This window comes from Stenotrophomonas sp., assembly GCF_059505245.1.
The window spans coordinates 125,225-145,831 of record NZ_JCACKF010000001.1; the positions used below are offsets into that span (position 1 = coordinate 125,225).

Below are 20,607 nucleotides of genomic sequence, written 5' to 3' on the forward strand. Positions count from 1 at the left end.
GCGGGCGTAAGCAGGAACAGGACGTGGCGTGGGCGGCAGGCAGGGGCAGTACGGAACGGGAGCGGTGCTGGTCGTGCTGCTGGTGTGGTTGGCAATGCCGTGGCCGCTGTCGGCGGCTGTAGCCGAAGCCGGGCGTGACTACCTGCTGGTCGGTGCGGCGACCGATGAACCCACCCCGCATCGCGCATGCACGCCGGAGATGCTGGCGGGGCCACGGCAACAGGTGCAGGTGTCCGCGCCAGCGGGCGGCTGGTCGGGCCAGCCGCAGGCACTGGACGTGTTCAATGTGTTCGCGGGCGAAGTCCGCGTGCAGCATGGGGATCGCGAAATCTGCGGCAACATGCACGATGCTCGTACCCGTGATTCCCGGTTCCGCGCAGGCATCGGCCTGGTCGCGGTGCCGCCGGCGGGCAGCCATGAACCGTTCCTGGTGTCATGGCAGACGCCGCTGAAGGCGCGCTGGGTACCGACCCTGCGGCTGGGCGCGCCCAGTCCCGTGCAGCAGAACGATACCGCCCGCCTGCTGGTGCGCGCGGCCTGCATCGCCGTGGCAATCGCACTGGCGTTGTCGGCCCTGATGGCCTTCCTTACCACCCGCGACCGCAGTTTCCTGGTCTACATCGCCGGTACCACCGTGCTGGTGCTGTGGCAGGCCATTCTCGGCGGGCTGAGCGGCTACCCCGAGCCATGGCTGCCGGTGGGTGAGCGCAGCGCGTGGTGGCTGCTGTCGTTGACCGCTGCATCCCAGGCGCTGGTGCTGCCCGCGTTGTGGCGACTGAACGGCGGCGACCGCCTGCTGCCGCGATCGCGCCCGATGCAGCTGCTGGCGCTGTGGGGATTGCTGGCGCTGGCCGCGTGGGTGCCCTGGCTGCAGCGGGACAGCCTGGCCTGGGTGGCGCAGGGCCTGCAGGTGTCCTACCTGCTGGGCTGCGGCCTGGCATTGATGGCCGGGGTGTGGGCATGGCTGCGCGGCGACCGCTGGGCGCAGGCGGGGTTGGCGGCGCTGGCACCGATGCTGGTGTTGATCCTGGCAGACGCCTGCCGCGCTGCGTGGTTGCTGGAGTACCGCGTGGAGGCACTGCAACTGTCGGTGACCTGGCTGCTGATGATGGCTGCCTATGCGCTGAACCAGCGGCTGGGCCGCCTGCGCCAGCAGCGCGATGAACTTCGCCAGCTGGCCGAGACCGATGGCCTGACCGGGCTGCCCAACCGCCGTGCCGGGCTGCAGCAGCTGGCACGGCACCTGGAGCGGGTCGATCGCGAGCGCGGCCCGCTGGTGATCGGTTTCCTCGATATCGACCTGTTCAAGGACATCAATGACCGCCATGGCCACGCCGTGGGTGACCAGGTACTGGTGGCGGTGGCACGTGCATTGCGTGCCGCGGTCCGCAGCCAGGACCAGGTGGTGCGGATGGGTGGCGAAGAGTTCCTGCTGCTGATGCCGGGCATGCCGCGCGAGGCGGCATCGGCGCGTCTGGATCGCCTGCGCCAGCACCTCACCGAGGCGGCCCGGGCGCTGCAGGTGCCCGGTCTGGAGGTCACCGCCAGCATCGGCCTGGCGCAGTGGCGGCCGGGCGAGGACGATCTCGCCGCGCTGCTGCGCCGGGCCGACCACGCCATGTACGTGGCCAAGCGTGCCGGCCGCAACCGGGTATTCGACGGCGAAGAACTCGATCCGCCGCCCCCGGCATGAAGCGCAGCGGGCGGGGATGCCGGATAATAGGGCGATGACCACCCGACTCAACAAACATATCGCCGACACCGGCTTCTGCTCCCGCCGCGAGGCCGATCGCCTGATCGCCGCCCGCCGGGTCACCGTCAACGGCCATCCGGCCGGCACCGGCGCGGTGGTGGGCGAGGAAGACCAGGTGCTGGTCGACGGCCAGCCGCTGCGCGCGCGCGTGGCCCGCAAGCCCGGTGCCCGCCGCCATGTCTACATCGCGCTGAACAAGCCGGTCGGCGTCACCTGCACGACCGAGACCTCGGTCAAGGGCAACATCGTCGACTTCGTCGGCCATGAACAGCGCATCTTCCCGATCGGCCGCCTGGACAAGGAGTCCGAAGGCCTGATCCTGATGACCAGCAACGGCGACATCGTCAACCAGATCCTGCGCGCCGAGAACGGCCACCAGAAGGAGTACCTGGTGGCGGTGAACAAGCCGGTCACCGACGAGTTCCTGCGTGGCATGGCCCGTGGCGTTCGCATCCACGACCAGATGACGCTGCCGTGCAAGACCTCGCGCATCGCCAAGTTCGGTTTCCGCATCACCCTGCAGCAGGGCCTGAACCGACAGATCCGCCTGATGGCGGCCGAGTTCGGCTATCGGGTGACCCAGTTGCGTCGCGTGCGCATCGACAACATCAAGATCGGTGCGCTGAAGCCGGGCCAGTGGCGCAACCTGACCGAGCAGGAGCTGCAGGGCCTGCTGCCGAGGCAGCTGGACTGGTAACGCGCGGTAGTGCCGGCCGCTGGCCGGCTGCACCAGGCATCCAATGAGCGTGGGATGCCGGCCAGCGGCCGGCACTACCCGTTGTGCGGATTACGCACCGGCATCAGCTAGACTTCGCGGTGACCTGCCGGAACGTGACGCTGCATGATCAAGCCCGACAAGCCTGCCAATGAAGCCCTTCGGCTTGAGGCGCTGTACCGCTACCGTATCCTCGATTCGGAGCGTGAAAAATCCTTCGACGACCTGGTGGTGATCGCCAAGGCGGTCTGCGGCACCTCGATGGCGGCGGTGACCCTGATCGACGTCGAGCGGCAATGGTTCAAGTCGATCCAGGGCATCGATGCGGCAGAAAACCTGCGCAGCGAATCGATGTGCGGCCACGCGATCCTGCAACCGCAGCAGGTCATGGTGGTCGAGGACGCGCTGCAGGACATCCGCTTCCACGACAATCCGGTGGTGGTGGGCGATCCGCACATCCGCTTCTATGCGGGCGCGCCGCTGATCAGCTCCGATGGCCTGCCGCTGGGCACGCTGTGCGTATTCGATGCGCAGCCACAGCACCTGGCCAGCGACAAGGCTGCAGCGCTGGCGGCGCTGTCGCGGCAGGTGATGCTGGTGATGGAACTGCGCCGCTTCGCGCTCGACATCCAGAAACACATGCTGGAGCGCGATGACTACGAGCGACTGCTGTCTGAGTACCAGGACGTACTGCTCGCGCAGAATGCCGACCTGGCCGAACAGAGCCGCACCGACGCGTTGACCGGCCTGCCGAACCGCCGTGCGATGGCGGCAGCGCTGGAAGAGGCGGTGGCGGTGAACGGAGACCAGCCCGGGGTGGCCTGCGTCGCGCTGCTGGACATCGACCATTTCAAGCACATCAATGATTTCCAAGGTCACGCCACCAGTGACCGCGTGCTGGCCGAACTGGGCGTGCTGCTGCGTTCGCATTTCGCCGGTCGCGGCATGGCCGCGCGCTATGGCGGCGAGGAATTCGTGGCGGTGATGCCGGCTACCGACCTGCGCACCGCCGAACTGCAGTGCGAGTTCCTGCGCCTGGCCGTGGCTGATCTGCCGCTGGGATTCCCGGTCACGATCAGTATTGGAGTGGCCCAGCACCAGCCCGGTGAAAGCGTGGATGACACGCTGGCACGTGCCGACAAGGCGCTGTACCGGGCCAAGGGCAATGGCCGCAACCGGGTGGAAGTGGCCGGCTGAAGCATCTGCCACCCGCGCGGTAAACGGATGCCGCTCCAGTAGATCAACGCGACGCGTGGATGCTGTCACCGATTCACATCGCGTCGCAGCTCCTGCGATCAGAACCGGGCAGCATGATCCCCTGGTTCCCCGGACGCCGACCATGCTGCAGACCCTGGCCATCGCCCACTATCGTTCGCTGCACGGGCTCGTACTGCCGTTGCAGCAGTTGAACGTGGTGACCGGTGACAACGGCAGTGGCAAGTCCAGCCTGTACCGTGCCCTGCGCCTGCTGGCCGAGACCGCGCAGGGCGGCGTCGCGGCGGTGCTGGCCCGCGAAGGCGGGCTGGGCTCGGCGCTGTGGGCGGGTCCGGAAAAGATGGACCGTCGGGTTGCGGCCGGCGAAATCCCCCTGCAGGGCGGCCCACGCCAGGAATCGGTGGGATTGAAGCTGGGCTTCGCCACTGACGAATTCGGCTACGCCATCGATCTGGGCTACCCGCCGCCCAGTCGATCGGTCTTCGCACTGGACCCGCAGATCAAGGCCGAGGCGATCTGGGCCGGCCCGTTCCTGCGCAGCGCCAACCTGCTGGTCGACCGTCATGGAGCGATGGTGCGGCAGCGCCATGCGCGCGGTTGGGATCTGGTGGATGACAGGTTGTCGCTGTTCGACAGTCTGTTCACCCAGGTCGGCGACCCGCAGCGCATGCCCGAAACGATCACGCTGCGTGAGTACATCCGTTGCTGGCGCTTCTACGACCATTTCCGCAGCGATGCCGATGCCCCGGCGCGGCAACCGGCGATGGCCACGCGCACGTCGGTGCTGCATCACGACGGCCGGGATCTGGCTGCGGCCTGGGTCACCATCCTCGAGATCGGTGACCCGGTGGCGTTGGCACGCAGCGTCGACGATGCATTCCCGGGCGCCACGGTCGGCTTCGAGGAGCTGGATGGACGCTTGGCGCTGCGTTTCCACCAGCCTGGGCTGCTGCGGCCCTTGTCGATGGCCGAACTGTCCGACGGCACGTTGCGCTTCCTGCTGCTGGCCGCTGCGCTGCACACGCCGCGTCCACCGCCGCTGCTGGTGCTCAACGAGCCGGAGACCAGCCTGCATCCGGACCTGCTGCCGGCGCTGGCGCGGCTGATCATCGCAGCCAGTGCGCGCAGCCAGGTATGGGTGGTGTCACATGCCAGCCGGCTGATCGCGGCGCTGGAACAGGCGCCAGGGTGCCATTCGCTGCATCTGTACAAGGAACAGGGCCGCACGCTGTTGAGCGGGCAGGGCCTGCTGGATGCGCCGGCCTGGCATTGGCCGCAGCGTTGATGCGGCCATCCACGCCATGCGTGGATGCACTCAATCGGCGATGTTGCGCGCCTCGGCCGTGCCAAGAATCTCCGGATGCTGCACCGGCTTGCGGCGGTTCAGCAGCGGATGCAGGAACACCGCGCCGACGATGATCGCCACGCCCAGGTAGAACCACGGGGTGACTTCGTGCTGCTCGCGCAGCAGCACCACCGCCAGCACCACCGCATAGACCGGCTCCAGGTTGGTCACCAGCTGCACCGTGTAGGCGCTCAGGTGGCGCAGTGCGACCAGGGCCAGGGCAAACGGCAGCAGCGTGCAGAACCCGGCCAGCACCAGCAGCAGGATGCCGTCGTGCAGGTCCGGGACCACCCACAACGGGCTGGCCAGCGCAGGCAGCAGGTAGGGCATCAGCGGCGCCAGCAGGGTCAGGGTGAGGGTGCCCGCACCCAGCTCCAGCGCGGTGACCGTGAGCGGATCTGCGTGGCTGACCATGCGCTTGTTGAGCGAGCCGAACACTGCCACCAGCAGCGCCGAGATCGCGCCGATCAGCACACCCAGGCGCATGCCGTCGGGCACGCCACCGACCACCAGCGCGACACCCGGCAGCACCGCCAGGCCGAACGCCAGTTCACGCAGCTGGAATGGCCGCTTGGCCACCCACGGTTCGATGATCGAGGTGAACACCGGCGCCAGCGCGATGCAGGTGGCGGCCACCGACGCATTGGCCAGCTTTACCGCACCGTAGAACGTCAGCCAGTGCAGGGCGACCAGGGCGCCGATGCCGGCATAACCGGCCACCAGCCGCACTGGCAGCGTACGCAGTCCACGCCAGACCCGCGGCAGCAGCGCCAGCATCGCCGTCACCAGCAGCATGCGCCACCACACCAGCGGCAGTGCGGGCAGGGTGATCAGCTTGCCGAGGATGGCGGTGACGCCCCACAGCAGGACACAGAAGTGAATCTGCCACAACGCTTTGCGGGTGTCGGGTGTGCTCATCCGCCTATTGTGCGGCAATCGCACGGCCGCCGGCGATGCCTGTGGCATGCTCGCGGAAACTCGCCAGGGGAACCCCGCAATGGCTGCCAACCGTTCCGCCCAGCGTGCATGGGCAGCGCTGACTGCACTGATGGCGGCCACCTCGTTGCTGCTGCAATACCTGTTGCTGCTGCATGGCCCCGGGGCGGCTGCCGGGGTCGGCATGGCGACGCTGCGCTTCGTTGGTTACTTCACGATTCTCAGCAACCTGGCGGTGTGCCTGGGATGCGTCCGGCTGATCCGTGCGGGTGTGCTGAACGCGACTGTCGCCGCGGTGATCGCGTTGTGCATCGGGGTGACCGCGTGCATCTACGTGCTGGCGTTGCAGGGGCTGTGGCAACCCACCGGGCTGCAATGGTGGGTCGATGCCGGCCTGCACTACGCTGTGCCGGCGCTGTACCTGCTGGGGTGGTGGTGGCTGCTGCCGCATGGCGCGCTGCGCTGGCGCGCACTGGGCGGGGTGCTGCTGGTACCGCTGGTGTACCTGGGCTGGGCGATGCTGGTCGCCGAAGTGACAGGACAGGCGCCGTATCCGTTCCTCGAACTGCAACGCCTGGGGCTGGCGGCGTTCCTGCTCAACGTGCTGCGCGTTGCGAGCGTGTTCGTGGTGGTGTGGACCCTGCTGTGGGGGCTGGACCGCTGGCGCTGTCGATGAGGCGCTGCAGGGCCATCGCTGCCGCCGGGTTGCGCGCTTTGCCTGCGCCGATGCACAGCAGGTAGACCTCGCGCGGGGCCTCCGCAGCGGGCCCGGCCAGGCAGGGCAGGTCATCCACGGGTTCACCGCGTGACCAGCGGCGTGCGCGTTCGGCCCAGCGTTGCTGCACGGGCGCCGGCAGGCCCTCGTTCAAGCGGGCCTGGCTGCGCTTGATCCGCGCATAGACGAAGCCGGCACTGACATCACCGTGCAATGGCGCCTCGTCGCTGTCCTCGATCACCAGCGCCACGCCATGGCGGCGGGCGGCGTCGACCAGTGCCGGGCCATGTGCCTCGGCGTTGCGGACCTCCAGCGCATGCTGCAGCGGCACCCCGTCCAGCTGCTTAGGCAGCTGTGCCATCAGCGCCTCCAGTGCATCGGCGTCGGCCGGGTGGCGCGGATCGAACTGCCACAGCAATGGGCCGAGCCGGTCACCGAGCGCCAGTGCCGCCTGCAGGAACGGTGTGGCCGCTTCCACGGTGCTGGACAGGTCGCGTCGCTGCACCAGGTAGCGCGGCGCCTTCATCGAGAAGCGGAAACCGTCGGGTGTCTGCGCAGCCCATTGCGCGCACTGGGCCGCAGTTGGCGTGCGGTAGAACGTGCCGTTGATCTCGATGCAGCGCAGGGCGCGGCTGGCGTGGGCCAGTTCTTCCCGCTGCGGCAGGCCTGCTGGATAGAACACACCGCCGCGCCATTCGGGAAACACCCAGCCGCCGATGCCGCAGCGGATCTCTGCCTGCCGGCCGGCCGTGGTCACTGGCCGTGGTCCGTGCGCCACGGGTCGTAGCTGCCGAACCACCACAGGTAGCCTTCCGGGTCGGCGCAGGCGTAGCCGCGTCCGCCATAGTCTTGGTCGGCGATGTCGATGACGATGCGGGCACCGGCGGCCTTGGCCCGCGCGTAGTGCGCATCGGCATCGGTGACGATCACGCAGGCGCTCTGGGTCTGGCGTCCGCCGACCTCGTCAGGCAGGGCAGCGTGTTTGCTCCACGCACTCTGGTTGCTGGCCGAGCCCAGCATGATCATGCCGCTGCCGAAGGTGAGCTGCGCATGGAAGACCGTATCGCCATCGGCGTAGACGGCCTGGGCATGGAAGCCGAAGGCGCGCTGCAGCCAGTCAATGGCGGCCTGCGCGTCGCGATAGCGCAGGCACGGAATGATCGTGGAGCCGCTGCTGGGTTGGCCGTTCTCGCCCATGACACCCCTCCTATGGCACAGGGCAGGATGCGCCGCCGGACGTTACCATCCCGCGAAACCCCGGTGACGGCCTGCACATGGCCGCCACCCCTGTTCGGAGATCGTGCTGGATGAAACCCTGGATCGGAGGAGCCGTGCTGCTGGCGTGCACGACCATGGCGAGCGCGGCGACCCCGCCGCCGCTGCAGGACCTGGATGCGACCGTCGAGCGCGTGCGCACGCAGTTCGACGTGCCCGGCATTGCCGTAGCGGTGGTCAAGGATGGCGAGGTGGTGCTGGAGCGCGGCTGGGGTGTGCGCGAGCAGGGCAAGCCGGAACCGGTGCAGGCCGATACGCTGTTTGCCATTGCGTCCAACACCAAGGCGTTCACGGCCACCTCGCTGAACCTGCTGGCGGAAGAGGGCAAGTTGAAGATGGACGACAAGGTGATCGACCACCTGCCGTCGTTCCGCATGTCCGACCCGTTCGTGACCGGGCAGATGACGATCCGCGACCTGCTGTCGCATCGCAGCGGCCTGAGCCTGGGCGCCGGTGACCTGCTGTTCTGGCCAACCACGTCCTACAGCAACGCCGAAGTGGTGCAGCGGCTGGGCAAGGTGCCGCTGAAGGGCGGCTTCCGCGAAAGCTATGCCTACGACAACATCCTGTACGCGGTCGCCCAGCAGGTGATCGAGCACGTCTCGGGCGTGAGCTACCAGCAGTTCCTGCAGACCCGCATCTTCGACAAGGTGGGCATGGCCGGCACGCGCTACAACGCCGATCACCTGAAGCCGGGTGACACGGCGGCGGTCGGCCACGCCAAGTACGATTTCAAGGACCTGCGCACCGTCGCACCGCTGACCTGGTCGAACAATGCCGGCGCCGGTGGCATTTATTCCAGTGCGCACGACATGGCGCGCTGGATGCAGGTGCAGCTGGCCGAAGGCAAGCTGGCCGACGGCACTGCGCTGTTCAGCGAAAAGAGCCAGCAGCAGATGTGGCGGATGATCACCCCGCAGTCGATCCCGGCGCCGAGCGTGCCGGAGCTGGCACCGGCACGGGCCAACTTTGCCGGCTATGGCGAAGGCTGGAGCCTGAGTGACTATCGCGGCCGGAAACTGGTCTGGCACACCGGTGGCTGGCCGGGCATGGTCTCGCGCTTGACCCTGGTGCCGGGCGAGAAGCTGGGCGTGGTGGTGCTGACCAACCAGGAAGTGGGCGCGGCGTTCAACGCGATCACCCTGAGCGTGCTTGATGCCTATCTGGGCGGCGACAAGCACGACTGGGTGGACGCCTATGCCAAGGCCGTGGCCAAGGGCCAGGACAAGGCCGACGAGGCCTGGGCCAAGCATCAGAGCGCGCGCGACAAGGGCAGCAGGCCGTCGCTGCCGCTGGCCGGCTACACCGGCACCTTCCGCGACCGCTGGTATGGCGACATGCAGGTCAGTGCCGCGGACAAGGGCCTGCGCCTGCGCTTCATGAAGACCGCGCAGCTGAGCGGCCGCCTGGAGCACTGGCAGCACGACACCTTCATCGTGCGCTGGGATGACCGCTCGCTCAACGCCGATGCGTTCGTGAACTTCAGCCTGGACCCGGACGGCAAGGTGCGTGAGGTGCGCATGCAGTCGATCTCCGACCTGACTGATTTCAGCTTCGATTTCCAGGACCTGCTGTTCACCCCGGTCAACGAATGAAGGTAGTGCCGGCCGCTGGCCGGTAACCTCATGATCTTCCGAAATGCCGCCAGGTTGTCGGCCAGCGGCCGGCACTACCGGAGCGGCGGCGATCATCGGCTGGCGTACACATCCGGCGTGGGATACTTCGCCGCTTGCAAGAGGCGAGGGAGTGCGATGTTCCGTTGGTTTGAATCCCTGATCCCGGTGTTCCCGCCCGTGGATGGGCGCATGCCACCGCGCAAGGTGCTGCCGTTCTACCTGCACTACCTGCGCCCGGTGTGGCCGGTGCTGCTGGCGACCCTGATCGCCGGCCTGCTGCTGGCGCTGGTGGAAGTGGCGATGTTCGATTACCTGGGCCGCATCGTCGACATGGTCGCCGAGCAACCGGGGGCCGATTTCTTCAAGCGCCATGCCAATGAACTGGGCTGGATGCTGTTCATCACGGTCATCGCGCGGCCGATCCTGGTCGGCCTTCACAACCTGCTGGTCAACCAGGCGATCGTGCCCGGCCTGAGCAACCGCTCGCGCTGGCTGATGCACAACTACGTGGTGCGGCAGAGCCTGAGCTTCTTCCAGAATGACTTCGCCGGCAGCGTCGCCAACCGGGTGATGCAGACCGGTACCTCGCTGCGCGAGTCGGCGGTGCAGATGGTCGACTCGCTCTGGTACATCGTGGTCTACACCGGCACCGCGCTGTACCTGTTCGCGCAGGCGGACTGGCGGCTGATGGTGCCGCTGATCCTGTGGCTGCTGGCCTATGCGGTGATCATGGTCTACTTCGTGCCGCGCGCGAAGGAACGGGCCTGGATTGCGTCCGAAGCGCGTTCCAAGGCGATGGGCCGCATCGTCGATGGCTACACCAACATTCCCACGTTGAAGCTGTTCGCCCATGGCGGGCGCGAGCAGGCCTATGTGGCCGAATCGATCCAGGAACTGGCGGTCAAGCACCGCGCGCAGACCCGGGTGACCACCGGCATGGACCTGACCATCGCCATCGTCAACGGTTTCCTGATTGCCGGTACCTGCGGGCTCGCGCTGTGGTTGTGGAATGGCGGCCACATCACCGTCGGTGCGATCACGCTGGCGACCGGCCTGGTGATCCGCATCCACAACATGTCCGGCTGGATCATGTGGACCATCAATGGCATCTTCGAGGACATCGGTACGGTGCAGGACGGCATCACCACCATCGCCCAGCCGCTGACCGTGCAGGACCGCGAGGACGCGGTGCCGTTGCAGGTGACCCGCGGTGGCGTGCACTTCCAGGACATCCACTTCCACTATGGCAAGAAGGGTGGCGTGATCGCAGGCCTGGACCTGGTGGTGAAGCCGGGCGAGAAGATCGGCCTGGTGGGTCCTTCCGGTGCCGGCAAGTCGACCCTGGTCAACGTGCTGCTGCGCCTGTACGACCTGGAAAGCGGCCGCATCCTGATCGACGACCAGGACATTGCCTACGTCACTCAGGAAAGTCTGCGCCAGCAGATCGGCGTGGTCACCCAGGACACCTCGCTGCTGCATCGCTCGATCCGCGACAACCTGCTGTACGGCCGCCCGGACGCGACCGATGAGCAGTTGCGCGCTGCGGTGGCCAAGGCGCGTGTCGAAGCCTTCATCGACACGCTGGTGGATGGGCAGGGGCGTCGTGGTTACGACGCACATGTCGGCGAGCGTGGCGTGAAGCTGTCAGGTGGCCAGCGCCAGCGCATCGCCATTGCCCGCGTGCTGCTGAAGGATGCCCCGATCCTGGTGCTGGACGAAGCGACCTCGGCGCTGGACTCGGAAGTGGAAGCGGCGATCCAGGACAGCCTGGATGAGCTGATGGGCGGCAAGACGGTGATCGCGATCGCGCACCGGCTGTCGACCATCGCACGCATGGACCGGCTGGTGGTGATGGACCAGGGCCGCATCGTCGAGACCGGCAGCCACGCCGAACTGATCGCCGCCGGTGGTCTGTACGCGCGCTTGTGGGCGCGACAGACCGGGGGATTCGTGGCTGCGGAGCAGTAATCCCCAGGGGTGTGTATCGCGACGTGTCACAGTCCACTTCCATGGGTCTGGCCGAACATCAGTTCACGCTGGTCGGATAGCTTGGAAATGGTTGATCGCCAGCGATTGCTCTAGCATCGGAAGTGTATCCCTCTTCCATAAGCGCGGCGGCCATGCCTTTTGAATGGAGAAGGTCCTCCAATGGCAGGGTGGTGAAAACGATGTTGTGGCGGGAAGTGGTGGAGCGAAGCGCTTCGAGCCAGTGAGTTCGGCTCTCGACATCAAGGTTCAGGTTCATCGTGTTGGCGACTGCATCATTGGTCAGGCGGACCCAACACCGAGAGGGTGATGATGGAGCGTGCAGAAGTACGTCTGCTTCAATGTCTCCATCCGCCCATGCACGACCGATTTCGTCGACTCGATCGAGCCAAGGCTGCAGGCTTGAAGTGGCATCTGCGAAACACCTGCGGTCGAGCGCAGGATCAATGTGGAAATTCTGAATCGTCTGTTTGGCGGCCTTTACCGGCACAGAGAAGCGAGCGTCGACGATAGGCTTCCGGTGCCTTCGGGCTGTCTGGAGGATAGCCTTGGAAAGATGGCTGCCGGTCCTGATTTCGCTGGCCCTCAGTGCGGTGTCATGAGCCTTCCAGGCCGCGTACATCGGGCGCATTCTCTCAATGCTGGTGTCGCGCAGATTATAGCGATGCTTGAGCTCGTTCCATCTCGCATACTCGGCGCCCGTAAGTGCGTCACGCAGCGTTCTGTCGCCGTCGAGGAACTTGAGTTTGCGGATGGAGGGCCACAGCAAGAGGCCGCCAAAAAATCCGCCATCGTGTTCGATTGTCACCCCTGGCGGGCTTAGAACCACGTCGGATGCTGAAATTGCGGCCTCCACGCTGCGGGTATCTATGAATAGGCCCTTCCTGAGAGGTTGAACCGTGCCCAGGACCAGCACGGTTGAATATCCCTTCGTGAACTTCCAGATGCGTGGCCCTGGCCTTGGAGGGGTCGCATGGACGGTGCGAAGGGGAGTAATGCTGGGTTCTTCTTGATCTCTGGCGTATCCATCGGCGGGAGAAAGCGCAATGAGAACAAGGCCTATCAATCCGATTGACGAGGTGCGTAGTCTATCCATGTTCAATCCAGGCATGCTGTGAACATGGGACGCGGATGGGTTCGCTGGTCTTTCGAAAACATGCTCCATGCCGCATCAACTGTGTCGGGGTGAAAGTGCGGGAACCTCGATCTCTGCAGGAGATGCTGTCGGATGTACTGCCAATAGATGATCTGAGGACCCATCTCGCGTTCTAGAAAGCGGAAAATCTCCAATGTGGTCCAGTAGTCAGAAACGTCTGATGGAACAGGCGCTGGCGTGTGGCTCGGATTGATCAGTTCTCCGAGAACAGCGGTTGCCTGAAAATCGTGGTCAACGAGGGATACAACCGGCAGGATGCAACTCCCGGTTCTTCGCGCCATAGCGGCGGTGCCTAGCATGACGTCCAGGCGGTGGCCAAGAAATGGAATACAAAAGGCTTCTTCGCGTAGGCGGTGAACGTCGGGCATCATGATGACAGCTGCCCCGTTCTTCAGGGCGCGAAGTGCTGTAGCGATTCCTTTTGCATTCGAGTGGACAATGCCAGCGCGACATCCGGCGCGATCGAACAGTCGTCGATAGAGATCGTCGAATAGCTCGTTGCCGGAGTGGTTAGTTGGATCACCGTAGAAGATGTAAACATCACGATGGTGGCGAATGCTCTCCATCAGGCGGATGGCAGACAGGATGTAGTGGCCATGATGCGGAAGTGCGATCACAACTCCTCTGTCGCTCGGGAGCCTTTCATTGATTGACGAATAGTCGGAGCGATCAATGCAACGGATGGCTTCGAGAAGTGAATTGCGGTCAAGCTGTGCCAGTTGGGAGCTGATTGTGCTTTTCTGTTGATACCATCGATAGTATGAGTCCAGATCGAGTCCGCTCATTCTGCATGCCGAGTGGATAGCAATCCTTTCGCTGTCGGAGAGATGCAGGCCAAGCTGCTGCTCTGTCTGGATATCGTGTCGAATGGTCACAATCGGGGCGTACTGATCAATCTCACAGGCCTGGCTGTTGCGCATCGCCGGGTTCCTTTCGTGGTTCCGATGCACGGTAAAAACTCTTCAGTTCCCCGTGGATCTGGTCAAATTTCATGGGATTGAAGTCTGGATGCTTCCAGTACATGTGCATCATGGCGGAATGGAAAACGCGCTGGCGGATTCTGCTTTCGGAAAGTCGTGTGCCCGGCCGCCGCTGGCTCTGTGCTGCTTCTGCGAGCCAGTTGCTGCCTATTCGGCGATTGGCATCCAGATGGTCCGAAAGGACGCGCAGCACGGAAACAAGAGGGGAACCGGGAGGTAACGATATTGGGCCTTCATGCGTGCATGCAATGAGGCGAAATCCGTGAAGGTTGTTCAGAATCGCCTCGACCAAGGATAGGAAGCGCTGCTGACCTTGGCGTGATGTCAGGACCGGCGCGTCAACGCTGGATGTAAGTTGGTCGCTGAACACAACGATGATGTGGCGTCCCGGTTTGCGCTCCAGCTTGTGAAGAGCCTCGGATGGGGCTATCGAGTATGCCGAGTCAGCACCAATGATCCCGGTGACCATTCCTCTGTTTGATAGGTCAATGGCACGGTCGATGCTGGAGCGGGTCGTCGCCACAATGATGGCGGTCGACGATGTGATATCTGTTGGGTACGGGAATATCGCATCGCATGGGATATTGGGCTGCTGGGGTGTTAATGCTCTGGTGCTCATTTTATTTCAGTTGTGTGTGATCTTGAGCCTGAATCCGGCAGGTTGGGTTGATGGCACACGTACGAGCCGTGTGCCATCACCTTCCTTATCGCGGATCTTCGTAATTGTTGGACCCGCAGCAGTCGCTGCTGAATGCCGCAACTTTGATGTCATCAAATTCGGCTTCAAAGATGGTGTCCAGCGCGTTTGCGTTTGCGCCGGAGAATTTCATCCACGTTGCGACGGTTTTCGGATCCGAGAGGGTGGCGGATACATTCATGACGTAGTTCCTTTATCGAAGATAAGTGGAAGACCGGGAGCTATTTCTCGGTCGACATCAAGCATGTGCCGTACGCGTGGCACTTGGCTGTCGGTAACCGCAGTCCTGTGCCGTAGGACTTTCACTCGGAACTTCGTGTGGGCCAAGCAGATGATCTGCCGCTCGACGTTTCGAACCCGTTGATTGATCAATGCCGGAGGGCGATCTGGACACAGGTAGAGGCGGGGCATGGCGTGTAATCGTCAGATTCGCGCAACGTTTGGTGATGCTTGCGATCGGAAGTAGTTGGAGGTGCTGGAACCTGGTGCGCCCAGATACTTGGGGGCACGGTGGGCTTGTCACGACAAAAGACCTCCGCGTGCGGTTGAAGCCGGAACAGTTCGACTCTCTTGAGACTGCCGCTTGGTGGCGCTGCCGAGCGGCTGGACATCGCCATGGAGGTGCACAATGCAGGGATGCATCCGCCGGATCTGCGATACCCTTCGCACCGGAGCAGTGGATAATGCAGGCTCATCCGTTCCAGGTCACCGCGATGTATTTCCGCCTATTGCGTCGTCTACCGCTGGTGATGATGCTGGTCATGGCTGCACCGGGCATGGCAGCGAGTGGAGCGGCGGACGGTGTAGGTAATGACCAGCTCGAGCAGGTCGTCCTGCTCAGCCGCCACAACCTGCGCGCGCCGGTGGTGGCGTCGGGCGCCCTTGCCCATGCCACGCCGGAGCGCTGGCCACGCTGGGACGTATGCCCCGGCGAGCTGACCACCAAGGGCGGCGTGCTGGAAGTCTACATGGGGCGCTACATCGGCCAGTGGCTGCGCCAGGCGCAATTGTTGCCGGCGTCGGGTTGCCCGCAGCCGGCTGACTTCCACGCCCATGCCAACAGCCTGCAGCGTACCCAGGCCACCGCGCAGTTCTTCATTGCCGGTGCGTTTCCGGGCTGCCATGTTGCGGTCGAACAGCGCATGGCGCTGGGGACGATGGATCCGCTGTTCGACCCGGTGATCCACAACGATGACGCGGCATTCCGCAAGCGCGCGCTGGCGGCAATGCAGCAGGCGCTGACAGCATCGGATCTGGCACCCGCACTGTCCGTGGTGGAGGAAATCACCCGTTACCCGCAGTCGGCGGCCTGTACGGGGCGCAGCGACTGTCATCTGGTGCTGGGCGACACGACCTTCAATGCGGAGCCGGGCAAGGAGCCACGCGCTTCGGGTTCACTGGCACTGGCCAGCGGTCTGGTCGATGCCCTGCTGATGGAGCATTACCAGGGAAGTGGCGTTCCGCGCGAAGGTTGGGGCCGCTTGAACACGGAAGGCCAATGGATGGCGTTGGCGCAGATCCGCAACCGCTACCAGGACATCCTGTTCGGAACACCCGCGGTGGCGCGTGACGTGGCCGCTCCGCTGTTGGCGCGCGTGGATGCGTCGTTCGGTGATCCGGCGTCGCCGAAGGTGACCCTGCTGGTCGGCCATGATTCCAATATCGGTTCGGTGCTGGCGGCGATAGGAATCGGTGACTACAGCCTGCCAGGCCAGTTCGAGAAGACGCCGATCGGTGGCCTGCTGCAGTTCGAGCGTTGGCGCGACCGCCAGGGCGGTGGCGAGCGGTTCCGCCTGGCCTACGTCTATCCGACCACCGCGCAGCTGCGCGATGCCGTGCCGCTGACCGAGGCGCAGCCGCCGGGACGCGTCGCACTGCCCTTGCCGGGCTGTGACCGGCAGGGCTGCAGCCGTGCGCAGTTCCAGCAGCTGCTACAGCGGGCCCGTCGCTGAAACAGGGGGCTATCGCGGCGGCGTGCGCACGATGCCCTGCGCAGCCATCAACGTAAGGTCGCCGCCCAGCCGTGGGGAACGGAACGGTCCGCGTGCATGCGCGGCATCGAACAGGCCGCCATCGGGTGAGCGCAAGCGGTAGAACTCGACCCAGCCGCTGGCCTGCAGGGGCAGCTGTGCAACGCCGGTGTGTTCGTTGAACCATGCAGGGTCCTTGCTGCCTTCGATGACGCGGCGGGCAAGGCGGTCAATGGCGCGATCCCTGCTGGCGTACCAGTCCTGGCCGCGCAGCCGTGCCAGCTCGGCCATCATCACCAGCGGCGCCAATGCGTAGTCGTGGTAGTGCAGGGCGCGTTGCCCGCGCGCCATCTCCAGCGGCAGGCTGCCATCGTCCTGGATGTCATCGACGCCCTTCTGGAAGGCGGCGTGGCCGGCTTGCCACAGGGCATCGTCGTCGGTGGCCAGTCCGGTGGCCAGCACGCCCAGACCGCCCCAGTAGTAGTGGTTGTTGCGGCGCCGTTTCGGATTGTTCCAGTACGCCAGGTTGGCCCGGGCCAGCCTCTGCAACCACGGATCGATGCGCGCGCGCTGCCGGGCATCTGCCTGGTCGTGCACCTTCAGGTAGGCCATCGCTACCGCATCGAGCATCCACTGCCGCATGTAGAACGACTGGTTGTTGTTGACCCGGATCATCTGCCCGAGCATGGCGCCGTCGTCGGCCCACGCACCCAGCCAGGCCAGTGTGCATTGCGCCGCCGCCCGGTCACCGGTGCGCAGGTAGTCATCGCTCATGCGCGCCACATCGGCGGCATAGCGGTCCAGCGGCGCGGTGGCGTCCTTGTTCTGCTGGTGCAGTACCGGGTCGATCACCGAACCGGCCTTGTCGGTGTAGTAGCCCAGGGCACGGATGTCCGGCTGGCCGGGCGGCGGCGGGGTGCAGGCAGCGAAGGCACCCGTACTGGCCAGCAGCGTGGGCAGCAGGGCGAGGCGAAGCAAGGGGAGAGACATTGGAAACCGGCGGAACGGGGAATCCGGCGAACGATGCGCCTGGCCATGTTGCCGGCATGTGATGCGGAGATGGCCTGGCGATCCCCCACAAACAGATCGGCCCGGGTTTGCCCGGGCCGTTCCGTTTCCAACTTACACCACCCCGATCACTCGATCGGCTGGTCCAGCATCAGCTGGCGTGCGAAACGCACCGGCGGTGCGCCGTAGGACAGTACCTGGTCGTGGTACGCCTTCAGGTTGAACTTGTCGCCCAGCTTTTCCTGCACCGCCTTGCGGGTGTCGAAGTGTTCCTGCGCACCCACGAAGTAGGTCGGCAGCTGCGCCGAGGTCAGCTGCGCGCGCACCCACTTGCCGGCCGCTTCGCTTTCCTGCTGGAACGCGTCGTGGGTCATCAGGTGCATCGCCTTCTCGCGATCCCAGTTGTCCACGTGCACGCCCTGGTCGAGGATCGCGTTGGAGATCGTGCGCAGGTAGAACTTCAGCTGCACCAGGTGGAACAGCGGGTCGTTGTCGAGGTAGCCCTGCTCCTGCATCATGCGCTCGGTGTAGACCGCCCAGCCTTCGGCGAACAGGCCCGAACGCAGCACCGCACGCAGGGTGGAGGGGAACTTGGCCGAGTGCCAGCCTTCCAGGTAATGGCCCGGGGTGCCTTCGTGGATGCTCAGCAGGTGGATCATGCGCGAGTTGTATTCACGCAGGAAAGAGTCGACCTGCTTCTCGTTCCAGTCGTCCGGAATCGGCGACACGGCGTAGAAGGTCTTCAGGTTCTTGTCCAGCGGGCCCGGAGAATCGCAGTAGGCCACGGCCACGCCACGCTGGAATTCCGGCATCAGGATGATGTCCACCGGCGCATCGGGCAGGGTCACCAGGTCGTGCTCGCGCACGAACGCGGTGGACTGCTCCAGCGCGGCCTTGGCATCATCGACCACCTTGTCGCGCGCCGGCTTGTCGGCGTAGGCCAGTTCCAGTGCGGCCTCGATCGCCTTCTGCTGCTGCTCGTCGGTCGGCTGGGCCGGCATCTCCGGCGCACCCGGCTTGTCCTTCAGTACGGTCTGCGCGATGCCGTACATGTCCTCGCGCACGCGCTTGAGTTCGGCGCGTGCACGCTCACCGATCTCCCGGCGCGACAGCGAGGAGCTCAGCGCGAACTTCAGCTTCTGGTCGTACTTTTCCGCACCAATGCGGAAGTCGCCCTTGGCGTTCGGCACCAGGGTCTTGTCCAGCCAGGTCTGCTGCTCGTCCACGGCCTTCTTCAGGCCGTCGATGGCGGCCTGCAGGCGCTGCTGGTCGGCCTGCGGCAGTTCGCCGATGTGCGGGGTGATGAAGGTATCGACGATGCTGAGGATGCCCTTGTTCTGCTTGGCCACCGTCTCGGCATGGATCTTCGGAACGCGGGCCGGATCCAGGTTCTCGCGTGCCTGGGCGAAGATCGCCGGCAGCTTTTCCATGCGCGCGGTCGCCGACTTCAGGCGCTCCGGCAGCGGCGCGAACTCGCGGGCCATCAGGCCATAGATCGCGCTGCCGGCGATGCCGTTGTACAGCTGCGGGTCCCACTTGCCGGACTGGAGCACTTCGGCGTTCCAGATTTCCGACTGCAGCTGGTTGCGCAGGATCGCCGCGTCCACCTGGTTCTCGCGGCCCAGCTTGGCCACCTCGATCTTGTCCAGCTCGCCCAGCAGCGCCTTGTAGGCGGCCACGGTCTTCTGCTGGCCAGCGGCGCTCAGGTCGTCCAGTTCGCTGTCGTAGCGGTGGTCACCGATCTGGGTGGCGCTGACCGGCGACAGCTGCATCCAGGTGTCCAGGGCGCGCTTGGACAGATCGGCGAAGGCGGCATCGACCGCCGCGTCACCGGCCTGCTGGCTGGTGCCCGGGGTGGAAGCGTTGGTCGGGGCGTCGGCAGGCTGGCAACCGGCCAGCGCAGCGACCAGGGCGAGGGCAAGAAGATGCGGGCGCATCGGCATTCCTGTACGGGGTCAAACCCTGAGCATAGGGCCCCGTCGCTGCTTTGTCCCCGTGCCATAGGATTACCATGGACGGTTTCAAGGACCCTCCAAAGGAGCGCAGGACATGGAATACCAGGGAAGCTGCCATTGCGGCAGGATCGCATTCACCGTACAGGCCGAGGCGCCGATCAGCGACGTCATCGACTGCAACTGCTCGATGTGCCGCCGTCGCGGCAGCCTGCTGTGGTTCGCCCCGCGCGAGGCGTTCCAGCTGGCCACCGATCCGGCTGACGTTGCCACCTACCACTTCAACAAGGCGCATATCGACCACCACCACTGCCGCCAATGCGGTATCGCCCCCTACAGCGAAGCGGTCGATCCGCGTACCGGCACACCGATGGTGGCGGTGAACGTTCGCTGCGTGCCGCAGGTCGATCTGGCCGGTCTTTCGGTGACCTCCTACAACGGAGCCGCGCTGTGAGGCCGCTGTGCGCGTGGACGCGCACGCTGGCAGTGCCGGTGCTGCTGTTGGCACTGGCAGCCTGCGCCAAGAACGGTGAGCGCGCTGCAGAGGCGGGCGCGACCGCGGCCGATGCCGCTGTTGCTTCGCCGGAAGGCGCATTCCTGGCCTACGAACATGACGTGCAGGTGCAGCTGGAGGCGGCGCAGATCGCACCGCGCATCCAGCAGATCGCCCAGGCCTGCCAGAGCGCGAAGTTCGGCGACTGTGCAGTGTTGCAGGTCGACCAGCGCGGCGGCGAGCAGCCCAGCGGTGAAGTGAAGGTGCGCATCGCGCCGAAGGGCACCGAGCCGCTGATCGCGATGGCCGGTGAGGGCGGCACGCTGCAGTCGCGCAACACGCGCGCGGAGGACCTCGCGCAGGAAGTAGCGGACACCGCGCTGACCAAGTCCCGGCTGGAGAAGGAACACGCGCGGCTGTTGTCCTACCAGGACCGCAAGGACCTGAAGATCGAGGACCTGATGGCGATCACCACGCGGCTGTCGGAGATCGAAGCAGGCGTCGAGCAGGCCAACAAGGATGCCGCACAGCAGCGTCGGCGCATCGATACCCAGCTGGTGACGATCCACTTCGACACCACCTCGGGCCAGCGCAGCCGCAGCGAGATCGGCGAGGCGCTGAGCGAGTCGGGCAGCATCCTCAGCGGCAGCATTGCGTTCCTGATCCGCGCCGTCGCCGCGTTGCTGCCGGTGGGTGTGCTGGCCCTGGTCGTGGCCTGGGGTGTGCGGGCGTGGTGGCGTCGCCGCCGTCGCACGCTGCCGCCCACCCGCTGAGGTGACGGCTGATGCCGGCAGG

Annotated in this window: 19 protein-coding genes; 10 read left to right on the forward strand and 9 right to left on the reverse strand. The window is 65.3% G+C overall.

What is annotated here, in order from left to right:
- The first annotated feature begins 28 nt into the window (after window positions 1-28).
- The 4 genes from AC5JLE_RS00560 to AC5JLE_RS00575 all read left to right on the forward strand — a co-directional run bounded on the left by AC5JLE_RS00560 (window position 29) and on the right by AC5JLE_RS00575 (window position 4,968).
- Window positions 29-1,693, forward strand: a complete 1,665-nt coding sequence (locus tag AC5JLE_RS00560) for a sensor domain-containing diguanylate cyclase (protein WP_075075649.1) — start codon at window positions 29-31, stop codon at window positions 1,691-1,693.
- Between the two features lie 34 nt (window positions 1,694-1,727).
- Window positions 1,728-2,450: a pseudouridine synthase gene (locus tag AC5JLE_RS00565; RefSeq protein ID WP_014646467.1), complete on the forward strand. Its 723-nt coding sequence runs from the start codon at window positions 1,728-1,730 to the stop codon at window positions 2,448-2,450.
- Window positions 2,451-2,594: 144 nt separating this feature from the next.
- Window positions 2,595-3,665 carry a sensor domain-containing diguanylate cyclase gene (locus AC5JLE_RS00570; RefSeq protein ID WP_496064911.1) on the forward strand — a complete coding sequence of 357 codons (1,071 nt, stop codon included), beginning with the start codon at window positions 2,595-2,597 and terminating at the stop codon, window positions 3,663-3,665.
- A gap of 142 nt (window positions 3,666-3,807) precedes the next feature.
- Window positions 3,808-4,968, forward strand: coding sequence for an AAA family ATPase (locus tag AC5JLE_RS00575; RefSeq protein WP_241884161.1), 1,161 nt, complete (start codon window positions 3,808-3,810; stop codon window positions 4,966-4,968).
- Window positions 4,969-4,998: 30 nt separating this feature from the next.
- Here AC5JLE_RS00575 and AC5JLE_RS00580 read toward each other — a convergent pair whose 3' ends face one another.
- Window positions 4,999-5,946, reverse strand: a complete 948-nt coding sequence (locus tag AC5JLE_RS00580; protein WP_014646470.1) for a DMT family transporter — start codon at window positions 5,944-5,946, stop codon at window positions 4,999-5,001.
- A gap of 79 nt (window positions 5,947-6,025) precedes the next feature.
- On the opposite strand from AC5JLE_RS00580, the gene AC5JLE_RS00585 reads away from it, so the two are divergent.
- On the forward strand, window positions 6,026-6,640 hold the full coding sequence (locus AC5JLE_RS00585; protein ID WP_496064912.1) for a Pr6Pr family membrane protein: 615 nt from the start codon (window positions 6,026-6,028) through the stop codon (window positions 6,638-6,640).
- On the opposite strand, the gene AC5JLE_RS00590 is transcribed toward AC5JLE_RS00585, so the two are convergent.
- Window positions 6,561-7,436 carry a DUF72 domain-containing protein gene (locus AC5JLE_RS00590; protein WP_032956808.1) on the reverse strand — a complete coding sequence of 292 codons (876 nt, stop codon included), beginning with the start codon at window positions 7,434-7,436 and terminating at the stop codon, window positions 6,561-6,563. The genes AC5JLE_RS00585 and AC5JLE_RS00590 overlap by 80 nt on opposite strands.
- Window positions 7,433-7,876, reverse strand: a complete 444-nt coding sequence (locus AC5JLE_RS00595; protein ID WP_014646472.1) for a VOC family protein — start codon at window positions 7,874-7,876, stop codon at window positions 7,433-7,435. The genes AC5JLE_RS00590 and AC5JLE_RS00595 overlap by 4 nt, the downstream gene beginning before the upstream one ends.
- A 110-nt stretch (window positions 7,877-7,986) precedes the next feature.
- Between AC5JLE_RS00595 and AC5JLE_RS00600 the strand changes: the two genes are divergently transcribed.
- Complete coding sequence (locus AC5JLE_RS00600) at window positions 7,987-9,549, forward strand: serine hydrolase (protein ID WP_241884163.1); 1,563 nt, start codon at window positions 7,987-7,989, stop codon at window positions 9,547-9,549.
- A gap of 156 nt (window positions 9,550-9,705) precedes the next feature.
- The gene (gene smrA, locus AC5JLE_RS00605) at window positions 9,706-11,538 is read left to right on the forward strand and encodes a multidrug efflux ABC transporter SmrA (protein WP_496064913.1); all 1,833 of its coding nucleotides are present in this window, start codon (window positions 9,706-9,708) and stop codon (window positions 11,536-11,538) included.
- A gap of 58 nt (window positions 11,539-11,596) precedes the next feature.
- On the opposite strand, the gene AC5JLE_RS00610 is transcribed toward smrA, so the two are convergent.
- From AC5JLE_RS00610 to AC5JLE_RS00625, 4 genes are all read right to left on the reverse strand, one after another.
- A complete protein-coding gene (locus tag AC5JLE_RS00610) occupies window positions 11,597-12,721 on the reverse strand; it encodes a TraB/GumN family protein (protein WP_321210771.1) in 1,125 nt (374 codons plus the stop codon).
- Window positions 12,655-13,632: an LpxL/LpxP family acyltransferase gene (locus tag AC5JLE_RS00615; protein WP_241884165.1), complete on the reverse strand. Its 978-nt coding sequence runs from the start codon at window positions 13,630-13,632 to the stop codon at window positions 12,655-12,657. Before AC5JLE_RS00615 ends, AC5JLE_RS00610 begins: the two co-directional genes overlap by 67 nt.
- On the reverse strand, window positions 13,610-14,311 hold the full coding sequence (locus AC5JLE_RS00620; protein WP_241884166.1) for a hypothetical protein: 702 nt from the start codon (window positions 14,309-14,311) through the stop codon (window positions 13,610-13,612). The genes AC5JLE_RS00615 and AC5JLE_RS00620 overlap by 23 nt, the downstream gene beginning before the upstream one ends.
- 85 nt (window positions 14,312-14,396) lie before the next feature.
- Window positions 14,397-14,570, reverse strand: coding sequence for a hypothetical protein (locus AC5JLE_RS00625; RefSeq protein WP_241884167.1), 174 nt, complete (start codon window positions 14,568-14,570; stop codon window positions 14,397-14,399).
- 502 nt (window positions 14,571-15,072) lie between these two features.
- On the opposite strand from AC5JLE_RS00625, the gene agp reads away from it, so the two are divergent.
- Entirely contained in the window at window positions 15,073-16,341 is a 1,269-nt protein-coding gene (agp, locus tag AC5JLE_RS00630; protein ID WP_241884168.1) for a bifunctional glucose-1-phosphatase/inositol phosphatase, read from the forward strand.
- 9 nt (window positions 16,342-16,350) lie between these two features.
- Here agp and AC5JLE_RS00635 read toward each other — a convergent pair whose 3' ends face one another.
- Both AC5JLE_RS00635 and AC5JLE_RS00640 read right to left on the reverse strand, forming a co-directional pair.
- Window positions 16,351-17,349: a polysaccharide lyase gene (locus AC5JLE_RS00635; RefSeq protein WP_401733325.1), complete on the reverse strand. Its 999-nt coding sequence runs from the start codon at window positions 17,347-17,349 to the stop codon at window positions 16,351-16,353.
- A gap of 146 nt (window positions 17,350-17,495) precedes the next feature.
- The gene (locus AC5JLE_RS00640; RefSeq protein ID WP_262216656.1) at window positions 17,496-19,304 is read right to left on the reverse strand and encodes a DUF885 domain-containing protein; all 1,809 of its coding nucleotides are present in this window, start codon (window positions 19,302-19,304) and stop codon (window positions 17,496-17,498) included.
- A gap of 112 nt (window positions 19,305-19,416) precedes the next feature.
- Here AC5JLE_RS00640 and AC5JLE_RS00645 point away from each other — a divergent pair, with 112 nt between their 5' ends.
- Window positions 19,417-19,773 carry a GFA family protein gene (locus AC5JLE_RS00645; protein WP_241884171.1) on the forward strand — a complete coding sequence of 119 codons (357 nt, stop codon included), beginning with the start codon at window positions 19,417-19,419 and terminating at the stop codon, window positions 19,771-19,773.
- Entirely contained in the window at window positions 19,770-20,585 is an 816-nt protein-coding gene (locus AC5JLE_RS00650; protein WP_032956827.1) for a DUF4349 domain-containing protein, read from the forward strand. The genes AC5JLE_RS00645 and AC5JLE_RS00650 overlap by 4 nt, the downstream gene beginning before the upstream one ends.
- Window positions 20,586-20,607: the final 22 nt, after the last annotated feature.

Bases quoted from the DNA above. Each gene is read 5' to 3' on its own strand.
- AC5JLE_RS00565 (WP_014646467.1), top strand. From the start codon at position 1,728: ATGACCACCCGACTCAACAAACATATCGCCGACACCGGCTTCTGCTCC.
- AC5JLE_RS00570 (WP_496064911.1), top strand. From the start codon at position 2,595: ATGATCAAGCCCGACAAGCCTGCCAATGAAGCCCTTCGGCTTGAGGCG.
- AC5JLE_RS00575 (WP_241884161.1), top strand. From the start codon at position 3,808: ATGCTGCAGACCCTGGCCATCGCCCACTATCGTTCGCTGCACGGGCTC.
- AC5JLE_RS00580 (WP_014646470.1), bottom strand. From the start codon at position 5,946: ATGAGCACACCCGACACCCGCAAAGCGTTGTGGCAGATTCACTTCTGT.
- AC5JLE_RS00585 (WP_496064912.1), top strand. From the start codon at position 6,026: ATGGCTGCCAACCGTTCCGCCCAGCGTGCATGGGCAGCGCTGACTGCA.
- AC5JLE_RS00595 (WP_014646472.1), bottom strand. From the start codon at position 7,876: ATGGGCGAGAACGGCCAACCCAGCAGCGGCTCCACGATCATTCCGTGC.
- AC5JLE_RS00600 (WP_241884163.1), top strand. From the start codon at position 7,987: ATGAAACCCTGGATCGGAGGAGCCGTGCTGCTGGCGTGCACGACCATG.
- smrA (WP_496064913.1), top strand. From the start codon at position 9,706: ATGTTCCGTTGGTTTGAATCCCTGATCCCGGTGTTCCCGCCCGTGGAT.
- AC5JLE_RS00610 (WP_321210771.1), bottom strand. From the start codon at position 12,721: ATGGAGCATGTTTTCGAAAGACCAGCGAACCCATCCGCGTCCCATGTT.
- AC5JLE_RS00615 (WP_241884165.1), bottom strand. From the start codon at position 13,632: ATGCGCAACAGCCAGGCCTGTGAGATTGATCAGTACGCCCCGATTGTG.
- AC5JLE_RS00620 (WP_241884166.1), bottom strand. From the start codon at position 14,311: ATGAGCACCAGAGCATTAACACCCCAGCAGCCCAATATCCCATGCGAT.
- AC5JLE_RS00625 (WP_241884167.1), bottom strand. From the start codon at position 14,570: ATGAATGTATCCGCCACCCTCTCGGATCCGAAAACCGTCGCAACGTGG.
- agp (WP_241884168.1), top strand. From the start codon at position 15,073: ATGCAGGCTCATCCGTTCCAGGTCACCGCGATGTATTTCCGCCTATTG.
- AC5JLE_RS00635 (WP_401733325.1), bottom strand. From the start codon at position 17,349: ATGTCTCTCCCCTTGCTTCGCCTCGCCCTGCTGCCCACGCTGCTGGCC.
- AC5JLE_RS00640 (WP_262216656.1), bottom strand. From the start codon at position 19,304: ATGCGCCCGCATCTTCTTGCCCTCGCCCTGGTCGCTGCGCTGGCCGGT.
- AC5JLE_RS00645 (WP_241884171.1), top strand. From the start codon at position 19,417: ATGGAATACCAGGGAAGCTGCCATTGCGGCAGGATCGCATTCACCGTA.